This window comes from Burkholderia sp. MSMB1835 (genome assembly GCF_001526365.1).
In the GTDB taxonomy this organism is placed as follows: Bacteria; Pseudomonadota; Gammaproteobacteria; order Burkholderiales; family Burkholderiaceae; genus Burkholderia.
In genome coordinates, this window is the sequence record NZ_LOYP01000042.1 from 286,751 (window position 1) to 307,265 (window position 20,515).

Annotated in this window: 18 protein-coding genes; 11 read left to right on the forward strand and 7 right to left on the reverse strand. The window is 68.4% G+C overall.

What is annotated here, in order from left to right; translation table 11 throughout:
* The first annotated feature begins 26 nt into the window (after positions 1-26).
* The 3 genes from mhpT (at position 27) to WS96_RS17530 (ending at position 4,204) form a co-directional block, all read left to right on the forward strand.
* The gene (gene mhpT, locus WS96_RS17520) at positions 27-1,232 is read left to right on the forward strand and encodes a 3-(3-hydroxy-phenyl)propionate transporter MhpT (RefSeq protein ID WP_059826146.1); all 1,206 of its coding nucleotides are present in this window, start codon (positions 27-29) and stop codon (positions 1,230-1,232) included.
* 65 nt (positions 1,233-1,297) lie between these two features.
* On the forward strand, positions 1,298-2,446 hold the full coding sequence (locus WS96_RS17525; protein ID WP_059834117.1) for a porin: 1,149 nt from the start codon (positions 1,298-1,300) through the stop codon (positions 2,444-2,446).
* Positions 2,447-2,479: 33 nt separating this feature from the next.
* The gene (locus WS96_RS17530; protein WP_059834119.1) at positions 2,480-4,204 is read left to right on the forward strand and encodes a tannase/feruloyl esterase family alpha/beta hydrolase; all 1,725 of its coding nucleotides are present in this window, start codon (positions 2,480-2,482) and stop codon (positions 4,202-4,204) included.
* A gap of 63 nt (positions 4,205-4,267) precedes the next feature.
* On the opposite strand, the gene WS96_RS17535 is transcribed toward WS96_RS17530, so the two are convergent.
* On the reverse strand, positions 4,268-4,744 hold the full coding sequence (locus WS96_RS17535; RefSeq protein WP_059834120.1) for an Lrp/AsnC family transcriptional regulator: 477 nt from the start codon (positions 4,742-4,744) through the stop codon (positions 4,268-4,270).
* Between the two features lie 178 nt (positions 4,745-4,922).
* Between WS96_RS17535 and WS96_RS17540 the strand changes: the two genes are divergently transcribed.
* Both WS96_RS17540 and WS96_RS17545 read left to right on the forward strand, forming a co-directional pair.
* Positions 4,923-6,155: a diaminopropionate ammonia-lyase gene (locus WS96_RS17540; protein WP_059834122.1), complete on the forward strand. Its 1,233-nt coding sequence runs from the start codon at positions 4,923-4,925 to the stop codon at positions 6,153-6,155.
* 29 nt (positions 6,156-6,184) lie between these two features.
* Positions 6,185-7,369 carry a M20 aminoacylase family protein gene (locus WS96_RS17545; protein WP_059834526.1) on the forward strand — a complete coding sequence of 395 codons (1,185 nt, stop codon included), beginning with the start codon at positions 6,185-6,187 and terminating at the stop codon, positions 7,367-7,369.
* 55 nt (positions 7,370-7,424) lie between these two features.
* Here the strand turns inward: WS96_RS17545 and WS96_RS17550 are convergent, their stop codons facing one another.
* Positions 7,425-8,783, reverse strand: a complete 1,359-nt coding sequence (locus WS96_RS17550; protein ID WP_059834124.1) for an aspartate aminotransferase family protein — start codon at positions 8,781-8,783, stop codon at positions 7,425-7,427.
* 362 nt (positions 8,784-9,145) lie between these two features.
* Here WS96_RS17550 and WS96_RS17555 point away from each other — a divergent pair, with 362 nt between their 5' ends.
* Positions 9,146-11,143 carry a glycoside hydrolase family 28 protein gene (locus WS96_RS17555; protein ID WP_059834126.1) on the forward strand — a complete coding sequence of 666 codons (1,998 nt, stop codon included), beginning with the start codon at positions 9,146-9,148 and terminating at the stop codon, positions 11,141-11,143.
* A 63-nt stretch (positions 11,144-11,206) separates the two neighbouring features.
* Here the strand turns inward: WS96_RS17555 and WS96_RS17560 are convergent, their stop codons facing one another.
* Both WS96_RS17560 and WS96_RS17565 read right to left on the reverse strand, forming a co-directional pair.
* Positions 11,207-11,716, reverse strand: coding sequence for a GNAT family N-acetyltransferase (locus WS96_RS17560; protein WP_059834129.1), 510 nt, complete (start codon positions 11,714-11,716; stop codon positions 11,207-11,209).
* A gap of 265 nt (positions 11,717-11,981) precedes the next feature.
* Entirely contained in the window at positions 11,982-12,629 is a 648-nt protein-coding gene (locus WS96_RS17565; RefSeq protein WP_059834131.1) for a glycine zipper 2TM domain-containing protein, read from the reverse strand.
* Positions 12,630-13,101: 472 nt separating this feature from the next.
* Here WS96_RS17565 and WS96_RS17570 point away from each other — a divergent pair, with 472 nt between their 5' ends.
* From WS96_RS17570 to WS96_RS17580, 3 genes are all read left to right on the forward strand, one after another.
* Entirely contained in the window at positions 13,102-14,301 is a 1,200-nt protein-coding gene (locus tag WS96_RS17570) for an amidohydrolase family protein (RefSeq protein ID WP_059834133.1), read from the forward strand.
* Between the two features lie 67 nt (positions 14,302-14,368).
* Positions 14,369-15,553, forward strand: coding sequence for an amidohydrolase family protein (locus WS96_RS17575; RefSeq protein ID WP_059834135.1), 1,185 nt, complete (start codon positions 14,369-14,371; stop codon positions 15,551-15,553).
* Positions 15,554-15,659: 106 nt separating this feature from the next.
* Positions 15,660-16,124 carry a nuclear transport factor 2 family protein gene (locus WS96_RS17580; protein WP_373557898.1) on the forward strand — a complete coding sequence of 155 codons (465 nt, stop codon included), beginning with the start codon at positions 15,660-15,662 and terminating at the stop codon, positions 16,122-16,124.
* 35 nt (positions 16,125-16,159) lie between these two features.
* On the opposite strand, the gene WS96_RS17585 is transcribed toward WS96_RS17580, so the two are convergent.
* The 3 genes from WS96_RS17585 to WS96_RS17595 form a co-directional block, all read right to left on the reverse strand.
* Positions 16,160-17,023: a LysR family transcriptional regulator gene (locus WS96_RS17585; RefSeq protein WP_034205875.1), complete on the reverse strand. Its 864-nt coding sequence runs from the start codon at positions 17,021-17,023 to the stop codon at positions 16,160-16,162.
* Positions 17,024-17,183: 160 nt separating this feature from the next.
* Positions 17,184-17,873: a nucleotidyl transferase AbiEii/AbiGii toxin family protein gene (locus tag WS96_RS17590; protein ID WP_059834528.1), complete on the reverse strand. Its 690-nt coding sequence runs from the start codon at positions 17,871-17,873 to the stop codon at positions 17,184-17,186.
* Positions 17,870-18,349 (reverse strand): helix-turn-helix transcriptional regulator, encoded by a 480-nt coding sequence (locus tag WS96_RS17595; protein WP_059834139.1) that lies wholly within the window; start codon positions 18,347-18,349, stop codon positions 17,870-17,872. The genes WS96_RS17590 and WS96_RS17595 overlap by 4 nt, the downstream gene beginning before the upstream one ends.
* Positions 18,350-18,815: 466 nt before the next feature.
* Between WS96_RS17595 and WS96_RS17600 the strand changes: the two genes are divergently transcribed.
* Together WS96_RS17600 and WS96_RS17605 are read left to right on the forward strand one after the other, a co-directional pair.
* Positions 18,816-19,619 (forward strand): ABC transporter substrate-binding protein, encoded by an 804-nt coding sequence (locus tag WS96_RS17600; RefSeq protein ID WP_059834141.1) that lies wholly within the window; start codon positions 18,816-18,818, stop codon positions 19,617-19,619.
* 31 nt (positions 19,620-19,650) lie between these two features.
* The gene (locus WS96_RS17605) at positions 19,651-20,499 is read left to right on the forward strand and encodes a phytanoyl-CoA dioxygenase family protein (protein WP_059834143.1); all 849 of its coding nucleotides are present in this window, start codon (positions 19,651-19,653) and stop codon (positions 20,497-20,499) included.
* The last annotated feature ends 16 nt before the right edge of the window (positions 20,500-20,515 follow it).

Consider the following 20,515-nt stretch of genomic DNA (forward strand, 5'->3'; position numbering starts at 1 on the left):
TACAAGACATCGGATTTGGAGACAGCATGAACACTTACGTTGCCGAAAAACCCACGGTCGCGACCACGCTCGCGCTGTGTTTCGCGATCGCACTTCTCGAAGGGCTCGATCTGCAGTCGGTCGGCGTCGCCGCGCCGCGCATGGCGCGCGAATTCGGGCTGTCCGTGTCGCAGATGGGCATCGCGTTCAGCGCGGGCACCTTCGGGCTGTTGCCGGGCGCGATGCTCGGCGGGCGGCTCGCCGACCGGATCGGCCGCAAGCGCGTGCTGATCGCGTCGACCGTGCTGTTCGGGCTGCTGTCGATCGCGACCGCGCAGGTCTCGAGCTTCGCGATGCTTGTCGTCGTGCGCGTGCTGACCGGCATCGGCCTCGGCGGCGCGATGCCGAACCTGATCGCGCTGTCGTCCGAAGCGGTCGAGCCGCGTTCGCGCAGCAGCGCGGTCGCGACGATGTACTGCGGGATCCCGTTCGGCGGCGTGATCGCGTCGCTGATCGGCGTGCTGCTCGCCGGCGACACCGAATGGCGGCACATCTTCTACGTCGGCGGCGTGGGCCCGCTGCTGCTCGTGCCGCTGCTGGTGTGGTTCCTGCCGGAATCGCGCGCGTATCTCGACGTCGCGGGCACGCCGGCCGCGCGCACGAGCGTCGCCCGCACGCTGTTCGGCGACGGCCGCACGACGTCGACGGTCGCGCTGTGGGTCAGCTACTTCTGCACGCTGATCGTCCTCTACTTCCTGCTGAACTGGCTGCCGTCGCTGATGGCCTCGCGCGGGCTCGACCGTGCGCACGTCGGCCTCGTGCAGATCGCGTTCAACGTCGGCGCGGGGCTCGGCGCGCTCGGTATCGGTGCGGCGCTCGACCGGATGCGCGCGTCGCGCGTGGTCGGCGGCATGTATGTCGGGATCGTGCTGTCGCTCGCCGCGCTCGCGGCCGCGCCCGGTTTCGCGTCGCTCGCGGCGGCCGCGTTCGCGGCGGGGATGTTCGTGGTCGGCGGGCAGTCGGTGCTGTATGCGCTCGCGGCGATCTACTACCCGACCGCGATGCGCGGCACCGGCGTCGGCGCGGCGGTGGCCGTCGGCCGGCTCGGCTCCGTCGTCGGGCCGCTCGCGGCCGCGACGCTGCTGGCCGCCGGCCGCAGCGCGCCCGTCGTGATCGGCGCGAGCATCCCCGTCACGCTCGTCGCGGCCTTCGCTGCCTTCGTGCTGATTCGCCGCCCGCAAGCCGGCGACTGAGGTTTCGTTTTTTCAATGCGCGCCGTCAGAGCGCGCGATTCAACAAGGTCTGGAGACGCAACGAAATGAAAACGAAGACAAGGAACGGCCTGCTGGCCGCGGGCGCGTGTTGCGCGCTCGTCGCACCGGCTGCACACGCGCAGTCGAGCGTGACGCTGTACGGGATCATCGATACGGGCGTCGAATTCGTGTCGCACGCGAACGCGGCCGGCGACCACGTGGTGCGGATGCCGGGCGTGACGGGCGAGTTGCCGTCGCGCTGGGGGCTGCGCGGCACCGAGGATCTCGGCGGCGGCTACCAGGCGGTGTTCACGCTCGAAAGCGGCTTCAACGTGCGCGGCGGCGATCTCGGGCAGGGCGGACGGCTGTTCGGGCGGCAGGCGTTCGTCGGGCTGAAGAGCGGTTTCGGCACGCTCGCGTTCGGCCGTCAGTACACGATGACCTATCTCGCGCTGCAGGGCGCGGACATCATCGGCCCCGACATCTACGGGCTCGGCTCGTTCGACGCGTACGTGCCGAACGGCCGCGCCGACAACGCGGTGACCTACCTCGGCACGTATCGCGGCGTGACGCTCGGCGCCGCGTATTCGTTCGGCCGCGACGGCGCGGGCACCGGCAACTCCCCGGGGCAAGGCACGTGCGCGGGGCAGGTGCCGGGCGACGCGGTGCAATGCCGCAACTGGTCGGTGATGCTCAAGTACGACAGCGCGTATTTCGGCGCGGCGGCGTCGTACGAGGAGCAGCGCGGCGGCACCGGCGCGGCCGCGAACTTCTTCGACGGCGTCGCGCCCGTCCCCTTCACGAGCAGCGGCGGCAAGGACGCGCGCACGCACGTGAGCGCGTATGCGCAGGCGGGCGGCGCGAAGATCGGCGCGGGCTGGATCGGACGGCGCGTGTCGACCGGTTCGCCGGCCGCGGCCGGCGCGCATTCGGATCTGTTCTTCGTCGGTGCGTCGTATGCGGTGAAGCCCGCTTTCATCGTCGACGGCGAAGGCTACCGGATCGTCAACAGCGCGCACGACACGCGCGCGACGATGGCGACGCTGCGTGCGACCTATCTGCTGAGCAAGCGCACGGCCGTCTACGCGCAGTCGTCGTATTTGTGGAACAGCGCGCACGCCCGCTACTCGGTCAGCGGCGGCGGGCCCGGCACGACGCCCGGCGCCGGGATGGGGCAGCTCGGCGCGATGGTCGGCGTGCGGCACATGTTCTGATTCACCGGCGTGACGAACCGAACGGGAGTTATCTTGAACAGAAAATCTGCAATCCTCTGTATTGCGCCGCTGTCGGCCGCCGCCATGCTCGCCGGTTGCGGCGGCGACGATTCGATCGGTGCCGCGCCCACGCACCTGAGCGCTGCGACGCCGGCCGCGATGGCGCAGACCTGCGACGCGCTCGCCGCGAAGCTCGCGTATGCGAACACGTCGTTCACGTCGGTGACGACCGCGGCGGCCGGCGCGCTGACGGTGGCCGGCAAGCCGGTCGCCGAGCACTGCGTGATCGCAGGGAAGATGAACGAGCGCGTGAGCGCGGTGGACGGCAAGACCTATGCGATCGGCTTCGAGATGCGCTTGCCGAAAGCGTGGAACGGCCGCTTCTTCTACCAGGCGAACGGCGGGCTCGACGGCAACGTCGTGACCGCGACCGGCGAGATCGGCGGCGGCGGGCCGCTGACCAACGCGCTGAACCAGGGTTTCGCGGTGATCAGCTCGGATTCCGGGCACAGCGCTGCGCAGAATCCGCTGTTCGGCCTCGATCCGCAGGCGCGGATCGACTACGGCTACGGCGCCGTCGATGCGCTGACGCCGATGGCGAAGCAGGTGATCCGGCTCGCGTACGGCAAGGCGCCCGATCGCAGCTATTTCGGCGGCTGCTCGAACGGCGGCCGTCACGCGATGGTCACGGCGGTGCGCAACCCGGCCGACTACGACGGCATCATCGCGGGCGATCCGGGCTTCCATCTGCCGAAGGCGGCGATCGGCGAGATGTACGGCGCGCAGCAGTTCGCGAAGATCGCGTCGGCCACCGGATCGAACGGTTTGCCGGATATCCGCAGCGGTTTCGACGATGCGGAGCGCCAGTTCGTCGGCGCGAAGATCCTCGACAAATGCGATGCGCTCGACGGCGCGGCCGACGGGATGGTGCAGGACGTCGCCGCGTGCCAGGCGCACTTCAGCATCGATGCCGATATCCCGACCTGCGCGAACGGCACGCGCACCGGCGCCTGCCTGACGCCCGCGCAGAAAACCGCGCTGGAGAACGTGTTCGCCGGGGCGCGCAACGGCGCGGGCACGGCGCTGTATGCGAGCTTTCCGTACGATCCGGGCGTGGCTGCCGGCGGCTGGGCGTCGTGGAAGCAATCGGCATCGATCACGCTCGATCCGGCCGCGATGGCGTTCACGTTCATGACGCCGCCGAAAACCGCCGCGGCGCTCGCGAACCTGCCCGGTTTCGCGCTCGGCTTCGACATGGACAACGACGCGCCGGCGATCTTCGCGACGAATGGCGTGTACACGCAATCGGCGTGGTCGTTCATGACGCCGCCCGACGAGACGAACCTGTCCGCGCTGAAGGCGCGCGGCGCGAAGCTGCTCGTCTATCACGGCACGGGCGACCCGGTGTTCTCGTTCAACGACACGCGCGACTGGTACGCGCAGGTCGCGCAGGCGAACGGCGGCGATGCGTCGAGCTTTGCACGCTTCTATCCGGTGCCGGGGATGAATCACTGCTCGGGCGGGCCGGCTGCCGACCAGTTCGACATGCTGACGCCGCTCGTCGCGTGGGTCGAACAGGGGCAGGCGCCGACGGCGATCGTTGCCGCCGCGCGCGACACGACGAACGCGGTGCCGAACGCGGACGTGCCCGCATCGTGGGGTGCGGGGCGCACGCGGCCGCTGTGCCCGTATCCGCAGATCGCGCGCTACAACGGCTCGGGCGACCTGAATTCGGCGGCGAGCTTCAGTTGTCGCTGACGTAGCCATCGATGGGAAGCGGCCGGCGCAGGCAGTCGTGCGCCGGCCGTTTCATCGCAGCGTTTACTCGCCGGCGTCGACCGGCACGTCGAGCCCGACCTTCACGCGGCTCATGCTCACCAGCGTCTTGAACCGCTTCACGTTGTTGTTCGCGAAGAACAGCTCGCGCGTGAGCGCGTTGTACTGATCCATGTTGCGCACCGCGAGGATCAGCACGAAATCCCATTCCCCCGTCACGTAGTAGCACTGCTGGATCTGCGGGCAGCGCTCGAACGTGCGCTTCATCGCGTCGAGCTGGTCGATCTGCTCGCTTTCGACCTCGACGTTCACGACGATCGTCAGCGGATGATCGACCTTGTCCGGCGCGACGACAGCCGTATAGCGCTCGATCACGCCGTCTTCCGCGAGGCGCCGCAGCCGCCGGTTCACGGCGGCGGTCGACAGGTTGACGCGCGCGCCGAGCTCGGCCTGCGGCGTCTGCGCGTCGCGCTGGACTTCCATCAACAGCTTGCGATCGAACGCATCGAGAGAGGGCGTCATGATGGCGGGTCGAACCTCGAAAGAATGAGAAATTTTTGCGTCTGAGCCGTCGATTTGGCGATTTCATTCGGCAGTGTACGCAATATTATTTTTCCAACCGATGGCGAGCGCAACCTGCGTCTGCCTGATCCGATTCACCCGACGGACCGCCGGCGGTCCCGCTCCGGAGCCCTTTGCCATGCTGATCGCCAACCCGCGCGCGTCGCGCACTGCCTACCCGAACGCGCTGCGCCGCGTGATGAACATCGCGTCGGCCGACGAAAGCGGCGCGTGGCTGTCGCACTGGCCGCTCGTCGGCCACGCGCGCACGCCGCTGCGCGCGCTGCCCGATCTCGCCGCGCGGCTCGGCGTCGCGAGCGTCAGCGTGAAGGACGAGTCGTGCCGCTCGCCGCTCGGCAGCTTCAAGGCGCTCGGCGCGCCGATCGCGCTGGTGCGGCTCGTGAAGCGGCTGCGACGCACGCAGGAGTTCGATCCGCGGGGGCTCGTCACCGGCCGCTATGCGTCGGCGCTGGCCGACCTGACGGTGATCAGCGCGACCGACGGCAATCACGGCCGTGCGCTGGCCGCGGCCGCGCGCGCGATCGGCTGCGGGTGCGTGATCGTGCTGCACGCGAACGTCGACGCCGAGCGCGAACGCGCGATCTCGGCGTACGGCGCGCGGATCGTGCGCATCGCGGGGAACTACGACGAATCGGTCGTCTGCGCGGCGCAGCTCGCGCAGGCGAACGGCTGGTACGTCGTGTCGGATACGTCGTACGACGGCTACGAAGCGATTCCGCGCGACGTGATGCAGGGCTACGGCGTGATCGCCGCCGAAGCGGCCGCGCAGGCGGCAGCGGACGACGGGCGACCGTTTACGCACGTATTCCTGCAGGGCGGCGTGGGCGGCCTGGCCGCAGGCGTCGCGAGCTACCTGTGGGAGCGCGACGGCGTGCAGCGGCCGCGCTTCGTCGTCGTCGAGCCGCGCCAGGCCGATTGTCTGTACCAGAGCGCGCTGGCCGGGCGCGCGACGAAGGCCACCGGCAGCGTCGATTCGGTGATGGCGGGGCTCGCGTGCGGCGAGGCGTCGCCGCTCGCGTGGGATTTCCTCGAGATGTGCATCGATCACTTCATGCTGATCGACGACGAAGACGCGGTGCAGGCGATGCGCAGCCTCGCGGCCGGCAGCGAACGCGACGTGCCGCTCGTCGCCGGCGAATCGGGCGCGGCCGGCGTGGCCGGGCTGGACGTGCTGATGCGCGACCCGGCGCTCGCACGGCAGGTCGGGCTCGATGCGCATGCGCGGGTGCTGGCGATCAATACGGAAGGGGCGACCGCGCCGTCCGTGTACCGGAAGTGCGTCGGCGAGACGGCCGACGCGGTGCTCGCGCGCCAGCGCGCGTGGCTCGGCCGCGCGGCGGTGGCGGCCTGAACGACATGACGACCGACGAGGCGAACGCGATGGACGAAACCGACGCAATCGAAGCAAGCACGCTGCACGGCCAACTGAAGACCTGGCGCCGCCATCTGCACCGGTATCCGGAGACGGGTTTCGAAGAGGTGAACACGTCGGACTACGTCGCGCGCATCCTGACCACGCTCGGGCTCGACGTGCATCGCGGCATCGGCGGCACCGGGCTGGTCGCGAACCTGACGGCCGGCACGGGCACGCGCGCGATCGGCATTCGCGCGGACATGGACGCGCTGAACATCGCCGAGCACGCGCCGGGCCGCGAACACGCGTCGCGCACGCCGGGCAAGATGCATGCGTGCGGGCACGACGGCCACATGTCGATGGTGCTCGGCGCCGCGCAGTTGCTGGCCGAACGCAAGGATTTCGACGGCACGGTGCGCTTCATTTTCCAGCCGGCGGAAGAGCACGGTCGCGGCGCGAAGGCGATGATGGCCGACGGGCTGTTCGAGCGTTTTCCGGTCGACGCGATCTTCGGCGCACACAACATGCCGGGCATGCGCGCGGGCACGTTCTCGACGCGTGCGGGCGGCATCATGGCGAGCGAAGACAATTTCGTGATCCGGATCGACGGGCGCGGCACGCACGCGGCGCGGCCGCACATGGGCATCGACCCGATCGTGATCGGCGCGCAGATCGTGCTCGCGCTGCAGACGATCGTGTCGCGCAATCTCGACCCGGGCCGGCAGGCGGTGGTGTCGTGCACGGAATTCATCACCGACGGGCTGCGCAACGTGCTGCCGTCGACCGTGACGATCAAGGGCGACACGCGCAGCTATTCGCGCGACGTGCAGACGTTGCTGGCCACGCGGATGCGCGAGATCGGCGAAGGGATCTGCCGCGCGCACGGCGCGACCTGCACGTTCGAGTACACGCACGAGTTCGCGCCGACGGTGAACTCGCCGGAATGGGTCGAGACGGCCGTGCAGGCCGCCGCGCACGTCGCGGGCGCCGATGCGGTGAACGCCGACGTGCAGCCGATGATGATCTCGGAGGATTTCGGCGCGTTCCTGCAGGCGGTGCCGGGCAATTTCACGTTCATCGGCAACGGCGACGCGGCCGGGCAGGGCGGCGTGCCGCTGCACAACGCGACGTACGATTTCAACGACGAGATTCTGCCGGTCGGCGCGCGGTATTTCGCGGAAGTCGCGCGGCGCGCGTTGCGGGCCGCGTAGCGGGCGGGTGGGCCCGGTACGCGCTCGCGCGAGTACCGGGCCTTGCGTCAGCGCCTCACACCAGTTCGCCCAGACACGCATCGAACTGCGCGACGAGCCGGTCGACATCGTCGGCGGTCGTTTGCGGGCACACGAGCATCATGTTGTGGAACGGCGTGATCAGCACGCCGCGATTCAGCAGGTACAGATGCACGATATGCTCGAGTTCGCTGTCGAGCTGCGCGCCGGCCAGCGTGCCGTTGCGCGGCGGTACGGGCGCGAACTGAAACTCGGTGCGCGCGCCGATGCGCGTCACGCACCACGGCAGCCCGTGTTTCGTGATCGCGTGCTCGAGGCCCGTCGCGAGCCGCGCGGCGAGCGCGAACATGTGCGCATAGGCGGCGTCGGTCGCGACTTCGGCGAGCGTCGCGCGCATCGCATGCATCGCGAGCATGTTCGCGGTGAGCGTCGTGCCGATTCCCGAATGGCCGGGCGGCGCGTTCAGCTTCGCCTGCTTCGCGCGTTCCGCGAATTCGGCGCTGAACCCGTACACCGCGCACGGCACGCCGCCCGCGATCGGCTTGCCGACCACCAGCATGTCCGGTTCGAGACCGTGCGCGACCGCGTAGCCGCCGGGGCCGCTGCTGATCGTGTGCGTCTCGTCGATCACCAGCAGCGTGCCGTGGCGGCGCGTCAGTGCGCGTGCGGCCTCCCAGAAGCCCGGGTCGGGCAGCACCATGCCGATGTTCGTCATCGCGGGCTCGGCGAGCACGCACGCGACATCGCCGTCCTTCAGCGCCGCTTCGAGCGCGTCGAGATCGTTGAATTCGACGACACGCGTGTTCGCGAGCAGGTCGTACGACTGCCCGAGCAGGCTGTCGCGCTGCACCGGGCGGCCGTCGACGAGATCGACGAACACGTCGTCGACCGTGCCGTGATAGCAGCCGTTGAACACGACGATCGTGTTGCGGCCGGTGGCCGCGCGCGCCCAGCGCAGCACGAAGCGGTTCGCGTCGCTCGCGCTCAGCGCGAATTGCCACACCGGCAGATGGAAGCGGCGCGCGAGTTCGCGCGACACCCAGGCGGCGTCCTCGCTCGGCAGCATCGTCGTGTAGCCGCGCGTGGCCTGCTCGGCGAGCGCGCGGGCGACGGGTTCGGGCGCATGGCCGAACATCGCGCCCGTATCGCCGAGGCAGAAATCGACGTAGCGATGACCGTCGACGTCGGTGAAGGTCGCGCCGCGGGCCTCCTTCACGTAGAGCGAGAACGGGGTCGACCAGTCCTGCATCCAGTGCAACGGCACGCCGAACAGCAAGTGCTCGGACGCCTCCGCGGACAGCGCGCGGGAAACCGGCATGGCTTCGGCGAACGCCTGGCGCTCGCGATCGAACAGCGCGCGGGCGCGGATGAGCTCGACTCCGTGGCGGGTAGGCAAAGGCAGCTCCTGGACTGTGGGAATGGACAAACGATAGCGCGGGTGGCGCGGGGCTGACCAGAGGCGGAATTACCGAGGCGGGTCGGCGGCGCACGGGCAGGAACCGTACCGTTGGAGCGTGGTGGCCGGAGAAGATTGCGCGGAAGTTTTTGCGCATAAACATACGACAACATATCTCTATAGCTCCATTCGTCGATGTGAGTGTGCGCACACATACGATACGTAACCCCATAGATAACAGGGTAAACGACAAATACATACGCCGCGCCGATCGCGTCTAGACTGCGTCATGTAGTACGACGACGTATAAATAACGATCCGCCGACCGGCGCATCGATACCCTCTACCCTGAAGGAGTGCCCATGGTCGCCCATCGCCGCCGTTCGTCTTCGTCCGCCCGATCGCCCGCGTCGAAACGGGTATCGCGCCGCGCTTTCATCGGCTGGACCGGCGCGCTCGCCGGCGGCGCGATGCTCGGCGGTCCGTTCGCGGCCACCCGGGCGCTGGCGAAGGGCGCGATGCCCGATGCGTCGGCGGTCGATCTTGTGTGGGGCGAGCACGGCGCGGCGGCGCGCATCGCGGCATCGCTCGCGCACGTGTCGCGGCTCGCGCGGCGCGGGCGCGACTTCGACGTGACGCAGTACGGCGCGCGCCGGTGCGCGACGGTCGCGCAGACGTCGCCGTACCCGGCAGCGAAATCGCCGGTCAGCCCCGGTTCCGAACTGACGGTCGCGCCCGGCGCATTCGATGCACGCCCGGCGTTTCTCGCGGCGATCGACGCATGCCGGCGTGAAGGCGGCGGCCGGGTCGTCGTGCCGTCCGGCACCTGGTACTGCGCGGGGCCGATCGTGCTGCAGAGCAACGTCACGTTCCATCTGAGCGCGAACTGCACGATCTACTTCAGCCCGAACCCGGCCGATTACGCGAAGGACGGCCCGGTCGATTGCGGCGCGAACGGCCGGCTGTACTACAGCCGCTGGCAGGCGAACGATTGCCTGAACTTCGGTGCGCCCGTCTACGCGCGCAACGCGACGAACATCGCGCTGACCGGCGAAGGCCCGACGTCGGTGCTCAACGGGCAGGCGATGACGCCGTTCTCCGGCAGCGGCGCGAACAGCGTGTGCTGGTGGACCTACAAGGGCTCGTCGGGGGCGTACGGCGCGGGCGCGACGGTGCCGGCCCAGAACTACGCGAACCCGAACAACGTCGACCTGCGGATCGTCGCGCCCGCGATTCCCGACGCGCTCTATGCGCTGCTGACGTCGCCCGTCACGCCGTGGCAGCAGGACCAGAACTACCTGCCTGCGCTGTCCGAGGCCGGCGTGCCGGTGGAGAAACGCATCTTCGGCCTCGGCCACTACCTGCGGCCGTGCATGGTCGAATTCATCGGCTGCACGAACGTGTTGATGGCGAACTACCAGACCCAGAACACGCCGTTCTGGCAGCACCATCCGACCGCGAGCCGCAACGTCGTGATCCGCGGCGTGACGACCAACAGCATCGGCCCGAACAACGACGGCTTCGATCCGGACGCGTGCACCGACGTGCTGTGCGAGGACTGCACGTTCAACACCGGCGACGACTGCATCGCGATCAAGTCGGGCAAGGACCGCGACGCCGAATACGGGCCCGCGAAGCGGCACCTGATCCGCAACTGCACGATGAACAGCGGGCACGGCGGGATCACGCTCGGTAGCGAGATGGGCGGCGGCGTGGAGCAGATCTATGCGACGAACCTGTCGATGCTGAACGCGAACTGGCAGACCAACCCGCTGAACATCGCGATTCGCGTGAAGACCAACATGAACCGCGGCGGCTACGTGAAGGATTTCCACGTGAAGGGCGTCTCGCTGCCGAACGGCGTGACGCTGAAGGGCGGCGGCTACGGCAGTGCGCTGCTCGCGGGCAGCCCGGTCAACGCGAGCGTCCCGCTCGGCGTCGTCACGCCGTCGGCCGGCAATCCGTCCGCGGCGCAGGGCGGCATCGTCACGTTCGACTGCGACTATCAGCCGGCGAACGATGCGGTGCGCACGCGCGCGCCGGTCGTGCAGAACGTGACGATCGCCGACGTGAAGGCGAGCAACGTGACGCTGAACGGCGTGAGCGCGTCGTGCTTCCAGGCGATCGTCGCGCAGGGGCCGGTCGCGTTCGACTACAACGGCACGCCGCCCACGCCTGCGGTGCAGCCGATCTCCGGCGTGACGATCGCCAATTGCGACTTCGGCACGCCGGTGGCGTCGGGCACGCCGACGGTCACGTCGCCGGGGCCGATCTATGCGTTCAACGTGAGCGCGATGACGCTGACGAACGTGACGATCGCCGGGCAGGTCGTCAACGCGACGATCGCCGACACGCGGTGAGATGACGTCACGTCGCGGCGTTCGCGTGCAACCGGTCGGCGCCTGCACGCGAACGCCGATGCGTCATGCCAGCATCTTGATCATGTAGTGCTCGTCGTAGAAGCGGCCATCGACGCACATCGAGCGCGGCTCCGTGCCGAACCGCACGAACCCCTGCGAGGCATACAGCCGCTCCGCGGTGTGGTTGGCCTCGTTCACGCACAGCATCAGTTGGCTGCATCCCCATGCGTTCGCCGCATGCGCGGTCGCGCTGTCGAGCAGCGCCTGCGCGATGCGTTGCCCGCGATACGCGGCGTCGACGTAGACGCCCCAGATCGTCGCCTTGTGCGCGATCTTCGTGCGCGCATCGCGGCGCACGCCGGTGATGCCGACGAGCGTGTCGCCGTCGAACGCGCCGAACACGGCCTGTACCTGCGTCGGCGTGAGGCGCTTTGCGAATTCGTCGACCGGCACCTGCGATTCTTCGTCGAGCGTCGGCAGAAAGGAGGTGGGCGCGGTGTCGACCGCACGCAGGCGGACGGTCCGGAAACAGGTGGCGTCGGCCGCGTCGAGCAGGCGGATCGTGATCGTCATCGGGGGCATTCCGGTTGAGGGGCGTGCTTGCCCGCGTGCGCCGCTGCGGCGGGCGCGGGATGCATCGTCCTTATCCTAACGGGAATCCGGATGTCGCGGCGCGATGCCCGGTGCGGGCACGATCGTGAACCGGGAAGACGGTGATGACGGCGGGGCGCGCCGCCATCGACGAGGGACGCCGGGCGCGTGTGCCGTTGCGCCGAACCGGCGCCCGACGCCGAAGGCTCGGCACGCGCGAGATCCGCTCACGCGCGCGCGACGGGAATCAATAGCGCGACAGCTGATTGCCGTTGATCTGCACGCGGTCGCCCGGACGCAGGTTGCCCGGCGACTGCACGTCGAACGAGCGCATCGAGCCATCGCTGACCTGCACGTCGATCCGGTAGCTGCTCGGGCCTTGCGCGGCGCCCATCTGCTGGCCGATCTGGTTGCCCGCCACCGCACCGCCGAGCGCGCCGATCACCGTTGCCGCATCGCGGCCATGACCGCGGCCGAACTGGTTGCCCACCAGGCCGCCGACCAGCGCACCGACGACGGTGCCGGCGACACCCGACGGGCCGACCGAGCCGTTGACCGGCTGGATGTTCGCGACGGTGCCGTATTGCGTGCCGTACGGGTTCGCGTATTGCTGTTGCTGATTGCCATACGAGTCATACGGCTGCGAGCCGTACTGCGACGGGTTGCCGTATTGATCGTACGGTTGCGGCGCCTGGTTCGGATACGCCGGCTGCTGCTGCACGTAGCCCGGTTGCGAATACGCGGGCTGCGCATAGCCGGGCGTCGCGTATTGCTGCTGCGGATAGCCCGGCTGCGCGCCGTAGTAGCCCGGCGCGACGCACGCGGTGAGCGGAAGCGCCGCCACGGCGACGAGCGAGGCGAACAGAACGGTCTTCGTGGAAGGCATGCGCATCATGTGTTTCCTGCATCGGCAACGTGTCCGCCGATGGATTCCCGACACGGGTGGCGAACTCGGCGTGAGTATAAGGAATGGGCGGATGCGCGTCCGGTGCGGCCGGGTAACAACGTGTAAAGTCTGTTGCCGCGTAAATCGCCGATCGGGCGCGGCGTCGAAGCCCCGTCCGGCAACGCGGCGACGCGGCTTCCCGGCGGCCGCTTGCGGGTGATTCGGGCGATGCGGGCGATGCGCGGCCGCCGACCGGTCGGCCCTTTCCCCGTCGATCACGCTCGCCGTCGCACCCGGTCCGGGGCGCCTGCGCGCCGCACATCGCGAAATCGAATGCGCGGCATCGCGACATTTAATTGGCCTCGGGCAGCGGCGTCCGATATCGTGGCCGGATTCCCTGCCAACGGTCGCGCCGCGCCGGCTGCGGTTCCTTCCCCTGTCCGCGCCGGTGTCGCGCCGCGACCACCCCCTATTCCAGGCCATGACCGAACGATTCTTCATCAACGCCGTCGACGCCGGCGGCCAACCCGTCAACCTCGTCGTCCGCGACGGCCGCTTCGCCGCGATCGGCGCCGATTGCGCAGCCGCGCCCGGCGCGCAGACGATCGACCTCGACGGCCGCGTCGTGCTGCCCGGTTTCGTCGACGGCCATATCCATCTCGACAAGAGCTTCGTCGGCGATCGCTGGGTGCCGCACGAACCGGTCGGCTCGCTGCGCGAGCGGCTCACGGTCGAGAAGCGCCAGCTCGCGGCCGCGCCGCCGATCGTCGAGCGTGCGAACGCGCTGATCGCGCAGGCCGCCGCGTTCGGCACGATCGCGATGCGCAGCCACGTCGACGTCGACGCGACGACGGGCCTGTCGAACCTGCACGCGGTGATGGCCGCGCGCGAACGATGGCGCGGGATCGTCGACATCGAACTGGTCGCGTTTCCGCAGGCCGGCGTGATCACGTGCCCGGGCACCGCCGAGATACTCGATGCCGCCGTGCGCGAAGGCGCGGACGTGGTCGGCGGGATCGACCCGACGACGCTCGACGGCGACGCGGACGGCCAGCTCGACATCGTGTTCGGCATCGCCGAGAAGCGCGGCGCGAAAATCGACATCCACCTGCACGAACCGGCGGAAACCGGCATCGCGCAACTGCGGCGGATCGCGGCGCGCACGCGCGCGGCCGGGCTCGGCGGGCGCGTGAACGTGAGCCATGCGTACGCGCTCGGCCAGGTGAGCGATGACGATGTGCGGCGTACGGCCGCGGTGTTGGCCGAAGCCGGCGTATCGATCCTGACGAATGCGCCGGGCGACTGCGCGTTCCCGCCGGTGCAACGGCTGCGCGACGCGGGCGTGCACGTGTTCGCGGGCAACGACAACATCCGCGACGCGTGGTGGCCGTACGGCAACGGCGACATGTTGCAGCGCGCGATGATGGTCGGCTACCGGTCGGGCTTCTACACCGACGAGGCGCTCGGCGTCGCGCTCGACATGGCGACGTACGCCGGCGCGCGCGCAATCGGCAAGGAGAACTACGGAATCGCGGTCGGCTGCGACGCGAGCTTCGTCGCGGTGCGCGCGCCGAATGCGGCGGCGGCCGTCGCGGGCGTGCCGGCCGAACGCTGGGTATTCCGCCGCGGCGAAAGCGATACGGACGCGCCGTTCGCCCCGTCGCTGCGCTTTACGCGCTGACCCACCCGAGCGGCGGCACGGCGCGCGCCGTGCCCGCCTTGCACCGACCGACCCGACCGGACCCGACATGACGAACCTGCTGATCCGTAATGTCCGCACGAACGCGGACGCCACGCTCGATATCCTGATCGAACGCGATCGCATCGCGCGCGTCGGCCCGTCGCTCGATGCGCCCGCCGGCTGCGCGATCGAGGACGGCGCGGGCGCGTTGGCGCTGCCCGGCCTCGTCGAAGGCCATACGCACCTCGACAAGACCCACTGGGGGATGCCGTGGTATCGCAACCAGGTCGGGCCGCGCCTCGTCGACCGCATCGAGAACGAGCGCCACTATCGCGCGACGAGCGGCCATGACGCGGGCGCCGCATCGCTCGCGCTGGCGCGCGCATTCCTCGCGGCCGGCACGACGCGCATTCGTACCCACGTCGACGTCGATACCCAGGCCGGGCTGCGCCACCTGAACGGCGTGCTGGCCACGCGCGAGACGCTGCGCGGGCAGGTCGAGATCCAGATCGTCGCGTTTCCGCAATCGGGTGTCCTCGAGCGGCCGGGCACCGATGCGCTGTTGTCCGACGCGCTCGGCGCCGGCGCCGACCTGCTCGGCGGGCTCGATCCGTGTGCGATCGAAGGCGATCCGGTCGAGGCGGTGGACGTGCTGTTCGCGATCGCCGGGCGCCACGGCCGCGGGCTCGATATCCATCTGCACGAGCGCGGGTCGATGGGTGCGTACTCGCTCGACCTGATCCTGCAGCGCACGGCGACTCACGGCATGCAGGGAAAGGTCACGATCAGCCATGGTTTCTGCCTGGGCGATATCGCCGAACGCGAGCGCGATGCGCTGCTCGCGCGGATGGCCGAGCTCGGCGTCGCGATCGTCACGACCGCGCCGGCCGCGGTGCCGGTGCCGCCGTTGGCCGCGTGCCGTGCGGCGGGCGTGACCGTGATCGGCGGCAACGACGGCGTGCGCGACACGTGGACGCCGTACGGCTCGCCCGACATGCTCGAGCGCGCGATGCTGATCGGCATGCGCAACGATTTCCGCCGCGACGATGCGCTCGAAGTCGCGCTCGACTGCGTGACGCACGGTGCGGCGCGCGGCTGCGGGTTCGCGGATTACGGGCTGCAGCCAGGCTGCCGCGCGGACGTCGTGCTCGTCGATGCGCTGACGTTCGCCGAGGCCGTCGTCGCGCGGCCGGTGCGGCGTCTCGTCGTGTCGTCCGGGAAGATCGTCGCGCGCAACGGCGCGCTGGTGTGAGTGCGGGCGGCCCGCTCGGGTGCGTCAACGCGTCCGGCGTGCATGGGCGGTGTCCTCGGTATGATCGGGCCTTCAACGATTCGACCGGGAGATCGAGATGCGACGCATGGCAGCAGGACGGACGACACGATGGATCGCGGCGGCGATGTTCGCGGCGACGGCCGCGCATGCCGCCGCAGCCGGCGCGGGCGACACGCAGCAGGAGGCCAATCGCCGGACGGTGCTGGCGTTCTACGAGAAAGGCTTGAACGAGAAGGATGCGGACGCCGCGCTCGCGTATGTCGGCGATCGCTACGTGCAGCACAACCCGAACGCGGCCGACGGGCGCGACGGCTTTCGCCAGTTCGTCGCGTTTCTGCGCGACAAATATCCGCAGTCGCACAGCGAGATCAAACGCGCGTTCGTCGACGGCGACTACGTGATCCTGCACGTGCACGCGGTGCGCGAACCCGGCACGCGCGGCAGCGCGATCATGGACATCTTCCGGCTCGAGCACGGCAAGATCGTCGAACACTGGGACGTCAACCAGCCGGTGCCCGAGCAGGCGGCGAACGGCAACACGATGTTCTGACGCGGAGCCGTGCGGCCGGATCGGGCGCGCTTCGCTTACCGTCCTTCGAGTTCCAGCATCGCCGCGAGCGTCTTCGTCAGCGCGCCGACCATTGGGTCGGCCGTCGGCCGGTGCAGGATCGCGATGTCCATGTGCTCGATCGGCGCGAAGCCCTGCTTCGCGGTCAGCACCACATGCTCGTCCGTCACCACGCGCGCGGGCAGCACGCTGATGCCGAGGCCGTCCGCGACGGCTGCCTGGATCCCGCTCAGGCTCGACGTCGTGAAGCTGATCCGCCAGCGGCGGCCGCGCTCCTCGATCGCCTTGATCATGTCGTCGCGGTACAGCCCGCGCGGCGGGAACACGACGATCGGCACCGGGTCGAGATCGATCGACGGATGCTTCGCGCTGTCGATCCAGCGCAGCTTCTCGGGCCAGCGCACGACCGCCTCGCGGCTGTCGCGCCGCTGCTTGATCAATACGAGATCGAGTTCGCCGCGATCGTACGCGGCGCTGATGTCGCGGCTCAATCCGCACGTCACTTCGAGCTTCACCTGCGGATGCTCGCGCTTGAACGCCGCGAGCGCATGGGTCGTGCGGCCCGCCGCGAAATCGTCGGGCACGCCGAGCCGGATCGTCAGCGCGACCGTCGCGCCCGACAGCGCCTCCAGCATCTCGTCGTTCAGCGCGAGCATGCGCCGCGCATAGCTGAGCACCGTCACGCCCGCGTCGGTCGGCCGCACGTCGCGCGTGCCGCGGTCGAGCAGGCGGTGGCCGGCGATTTCCTCGAGCCGGCGCACCTTCTGGCTGACCGTGGATTGCGTCGAATGCAGGCGCGCGGAAGCCGTCGTGAAACTGCCGCAGTCGGCGACCATCACCAGCGCGCGCAACAGGTCGATGTCGAACAGGGGTCTATTCATTTTTGTACTTCTGTGAATTCGAGCATTTCGTTTTCAAATGCGTGCGACGACTTTTAACATGGCCGCCCATCGCGGGCAATCGCGGTTTCGCCGGACCCGGCGGGGGGGGCGCGACGCCACGGGCGGCGGAGATCGGGTGGGGGCGGGAGGGGCGCAAGTCTTAGCGGGCGCGCGATTTTGGTTCGGGCGTGCTGTCGGGGAGTTTCCGCAGGAACGCTTCGGCCAGTTCGACGCAATAGTCGAACGATGGCGTGTAGTCGAGTGTCCGGATGGCGTCGAAGCGCGGCTGTACGAACGCGCGATGTTCGTTGAGCAGACGCAGAAACGTGTCGCGATGCCGAACGAGGAACGCACCGGCTTCCATCAGGCTTTCCGGCTCGCGCTCGATGACTACGCACAGGTCGAACAGATCCCGCGCGGTCGGACGATCGCCGCGATGCCACATTTTCTTGGCGACGATTTCCGCGGAAGTCTCCACCTTGACGACATGATTCATCAGCATCCATTCGTCGTAGCCGGGAGACGTCAGATTCCGGGAGACGACGAAGTCGATTTCGCCGTTGGGCAGCACCAGCTTCACGAAGCTGGCGTGTTCCTCGTAGTCCATCGTGATGTCGGACGCGGCGTCGCTGATGCGGGGATTCACGTACCCGAGATACTGCGGGTCGGGTACGAAGATGTCCACGTCCTTGCTGACGCGATGGCCGTGGCGCAGCATGAGAACCGTGCCCCCACCGAACGTCCAGAACGGATTCGGCGTGCCGTGCTTCCGTATCTCGTCGACCAGTGTCAGCGCGTGGCGAAAAAGACCCTGCCACGGTCCGTCGGGCAACGTGGATGGTGCGGTCATGCCCATACGTCCCGATACAGATGGAGATCCTTCGACCACGCGGCAAGGTTTTTCCAGATGGTCCGAAGCGGGGTGCCCGAGCGCTCGGCGGCTTCCTCGGCCGCCTTCACGACGACACGCAGCGGCACTTCGTCGAGGATGACGGAGAACTGCGATTCGTATCCTTCAGGAATCCGTCCGGTGGTCAATGCGTCGGCCAGCAGTCGTTCGGTCAATTCGCCCTTGTAGCTCACGTTCGCACTCACGACGGCCTTGTGGAGACCGTTTTGAGCCTGCCGCGGCAGCGCCAGGAGTTCGATGCCGAGCACGCTGAGCAACGGGATGAGCTTGTTGATGCCGAGATCCTTCACCTTACCGCTTTCGAGCTGGTTGATGGTAAGACGAGACAACCCGGCGAGCTTGGCAAGTTGGGCCTGCGTGAGGTCGAGTTCGGCCCGCCGCCTGGCGACGGCCCGACCGATTTCATAGAGTTGCATGTTCACCTCCCCACGCGGATTCGTCGCGCTTCAATGTAAAGTATATATTACATTTTCGACCGGGGTACTGCCTCCCGGGAGTTTTCGAGGCGGTATAGGTCGCATCGTGATTTCGCTGAGGCACGCCTCGTTCGAGGCGCCGCTCAGATCGCATATATCGACATCATTAGCCTGTGGGCATCCGGAAAAACGCCCGCTGTGTTGGACGTGCGTCGAACAGGGTAAACACCCGCCATTCCCGTAAATCAGCCATAAATAAAGCGTCGCCCCGTCTTTCCGCGTCCGCTGGACCTCGACCCATCCCGTCTCCGCTTCCTTCCGCTTGCACTCGGAAATCTGGCGGTCTAGACTGCGTCGCAGTTTCATCGAAGTCCCCCGTCTTTCGCGCCTCGCACCGGCATGCCGTCGCGGCGCCTTCACCGGACGCCGGCGTCGCCCGCCGCGTCGAGACTTTCAAGGACACGCCATGAACCGTACCGCCAAGTTCCTCGTTACCGCGCTCGCGTTCGCGCCGCTCGCATCGTTCGCGCAGGACACGTCGACGATCCGCTGGGGTATCGATCCCACGTATCCGCCGTTCGAGGCGAAGCAGCCCGACGGCTCGCTCGCCGGTTTCGACATCGACCTGCGCAATGCGATCTGCGAGCAACTGCATGCGAAGTGCGTGTGGGTCGAGCAGGGCTTCGACGGGATGATTCCGGCGCTGCGCGCGCGCAAGTTCGACGTGATCATGTCCGCGATGACGGCCACCGACGAGCGGCTCAAGCAGATCGACTTCTCGAACAAGCTGTATGCGTCGCCGGGCGCGCTCGTCGCGCCGGTCGGCTCGAAGCTGCTGCCGACCGCCGCGTCGCTCGCCGGCAAGCGCGTCGGGATCGACCAGGGCACGACACAGGAGGCGTACGCGAAGGCCGAATGGGCGACCAAGGGCGTGACGATCGTCTCGTACCAGAATCAGGACCAGGTGTATCAGGATCTCGTCAACGGCCGCCTCGACGCGACCTTCCAGGACAAGACGCAAGCCGGCTACTCGTTCCTGAAGACGCCGCGCGGCAAGGGCTACGCGTTCGCGGGCCCGGACGTGACCGATGTGCGGATCACCGGCTACGGCGTCGCGATGGGCATACGCAAGGGCGACGCCGACATGAAGAAGCGGCTGAACGACGCGATCGCCGCGATTCGCGCGAACGGCACGTACCAGAAGATCGCCGCGAAATACTTCGACTTCGACATCTATGACGCGAAGCAGCAACTGACTTCGGCGCCGTGACCCCGTGACCCATTCGATCGACAGGTACACCATGACGAGTATCCAGGAGCGCGTCGCGCAAGCCGTGACGCCCGAACTGATCGCCGCGTTCCGCGACGAAGGCGCGGTCTGCATCAAGGGCATCTTTTCGCCCGACGAAGTGGCCGCGTTGCGGGCCGGCATCGACGCGAACCTCGCGCAGCCGAGCAAACGCGCGAAAGTCGCGAGCCGGCCCGACGATCCGGGCTGGTTCTTCGAGGATTTCTGCAACTGGCAGCACAACGACGCGTATCGCGACTTCATCGTGCGCTCGCCGGCGCCGTCGGTCGCCGCCGCGCTGATGGGCACGGACAACGTGCGGCTGCATCACGACCATCTGCTCGTGAAGGAGCCCGGCACGCGGCAGCGCACGCCGTGGCATCAGGACCAGCCGTACTACAACATCGAAGGCGACGACAACGTCAGCATGTGGATTCCGGTCGACCCGGTGCCGCTCGAATCGACGCTGGAATTCGTCGCCGGCTCGCATCTCGGGCCGTGGCTGATGCCGCGCACGTTCATGGACAAGGAGGCGAAGTGGTTCCCGGAAGGCAGCCTCGCCGATCTGCCCGACATCGAAGCCGACCGTGCGGCCTTCCCGATCCGCCGCTGGGCGCTCGAACCCGGCGACATGGTGTGCTTCCGGATGCTCACGCTGCATGCGTCGGGCGGCACGCGGAACCGCCGGCGTGCGTTCTCGATCCGCTTCGTCGGCGACGATGTCCGTCACGCGCCGCGCCGCTGGAAAACGTCGCCCGATTTTCCCGGGCTCGCGGAACAGTTGCCCGACGGCGCGCCGCTCGATCACCCGCTGTTTCCGGTCGTGTGGTCGCGCGACGCGGGGCAGGTTGGCGCGATCTGACTCGACGTCACGAATG

What these genes read in the sequence shown, in the direction of transcription:
- mhpT (WP_059826146.1), top strand. Translation starts at nt 27, where the DNA reads ATGAACACTTACGTTGCCGAAAAACCCACGGTCGCGACCACGCTCGCG.
- WS96_RS17525 (WP_059834117.1), top strand. Translation starts at nt 1,298, where the DNA reads ATGAAAACGAAGACAAGGAACGGCCTGCTGGCCGCGGGCGCGTGTTGC.
- WS96_RS17535 (WP_059834120.1), bottom strand. Translation starts at nt 4,744, where the DNA reads ATGACGCCCTCTCTCGATGCGTTCGATCGCAAGCTGTTGATGGAAGTC.
- WS96_RS17540 (WP_059834122.1), top strand. Translation starts at nt 4,923, where the DNA reads ATGCTGATCGCCAACCCGCGCGCGTCGCGCACTGCCTACCCGAACGCG.
- WS96_RS17545 (WP_059834526.1), top strand. Translation starts at nt 6,185, where the DNA reads ATGGACGAAACCGACGCAATCGAAGCAAGCACGCTGCACGGCCAACTG.
- WS96_RS17555 (WP_059834126.1), top strand. Translation starts at nt 9,146, where the DNA reads ATGGTCGCCCATCGCCGCCGTTCGTCTTCGTCCGCCCGATCGCCCGCG.
- WS96_RS17560 (WP_059834129.1), bottom strand. Translation starts at nt 11,716, where the DNA reads ATGACGATCACGATCCGCCTGCTCGACGCGGCCGACGCCACCTGTTTC.
- WS96_RS17565 (WP_059834131.1), bottom strand. Translation starts at nt 12,629, where the DNA reads ATGATGCGCATGCCTTCCACGAAGACCGTTCTGTTCGCCTCGCTCGTC.
- WS96_RS17570 (WP_059834133.1), top strand. Translation starts at nt 13,102, where the DNA reads ATGACCGAACGATTCTTCATCAACGCCGTCGACGCCGGCGGCCAACCC.
- WS96_RS17575 (WP_059834135.1), top strand. Translation starts at nt 14,369, where the DNA reads ATGACGAACCTGCTGATCCGTAATGTCCGCACGAACGCGGACGCCACG.
- WS96_RS17580 (WP_373557898.1), top strand. Translation starts at nt 15,660, where the DNA reads ATGGCAGCAGGACGGACGACACGATGGATCGCGGCGGCGATGTTCGCG.
- WS96_RS17585 (WP_034205875.1), bottom strand. Translation starts at nt 17,023, where the DNA reads ATGAATAGACCCCTGTTCGACATCGACCTGTTGCGCGCGCTGGTGATG.
- WS96_RS17590 (WP_059834528.1), bottom strand. Translation starts at nt 17,873, where the DNA reads ATGACCGCACCATCCACGTTGCCCGACGGACCGTGGCAGGGTCTTTTT.
- WS96_RS17595 (WP_059834139.1), bottom strand. Translation starts at nt 18,349, where the DNA reads ATGCAACTCTATGAAATCGGTCGGGCCGTCGCCAGGCGGCGGGCCGAA.
- WS96_RS17600 (WP_059834141.1), top strand. Translation starts at nt 18,816, where the DNA reads ATGAACCGTACCGCCAAGTTCCTCGTTACCGCGCTCGCGTTCGCGCCG.
- WS96_RS17605 (WP_059834143.1), top strand. Translation starts at nt 19,651, where the DNA reads ATGACGAGTATCCAGGAGCGCGTCGCGCAAGCCGTGACGCCCGAACTG.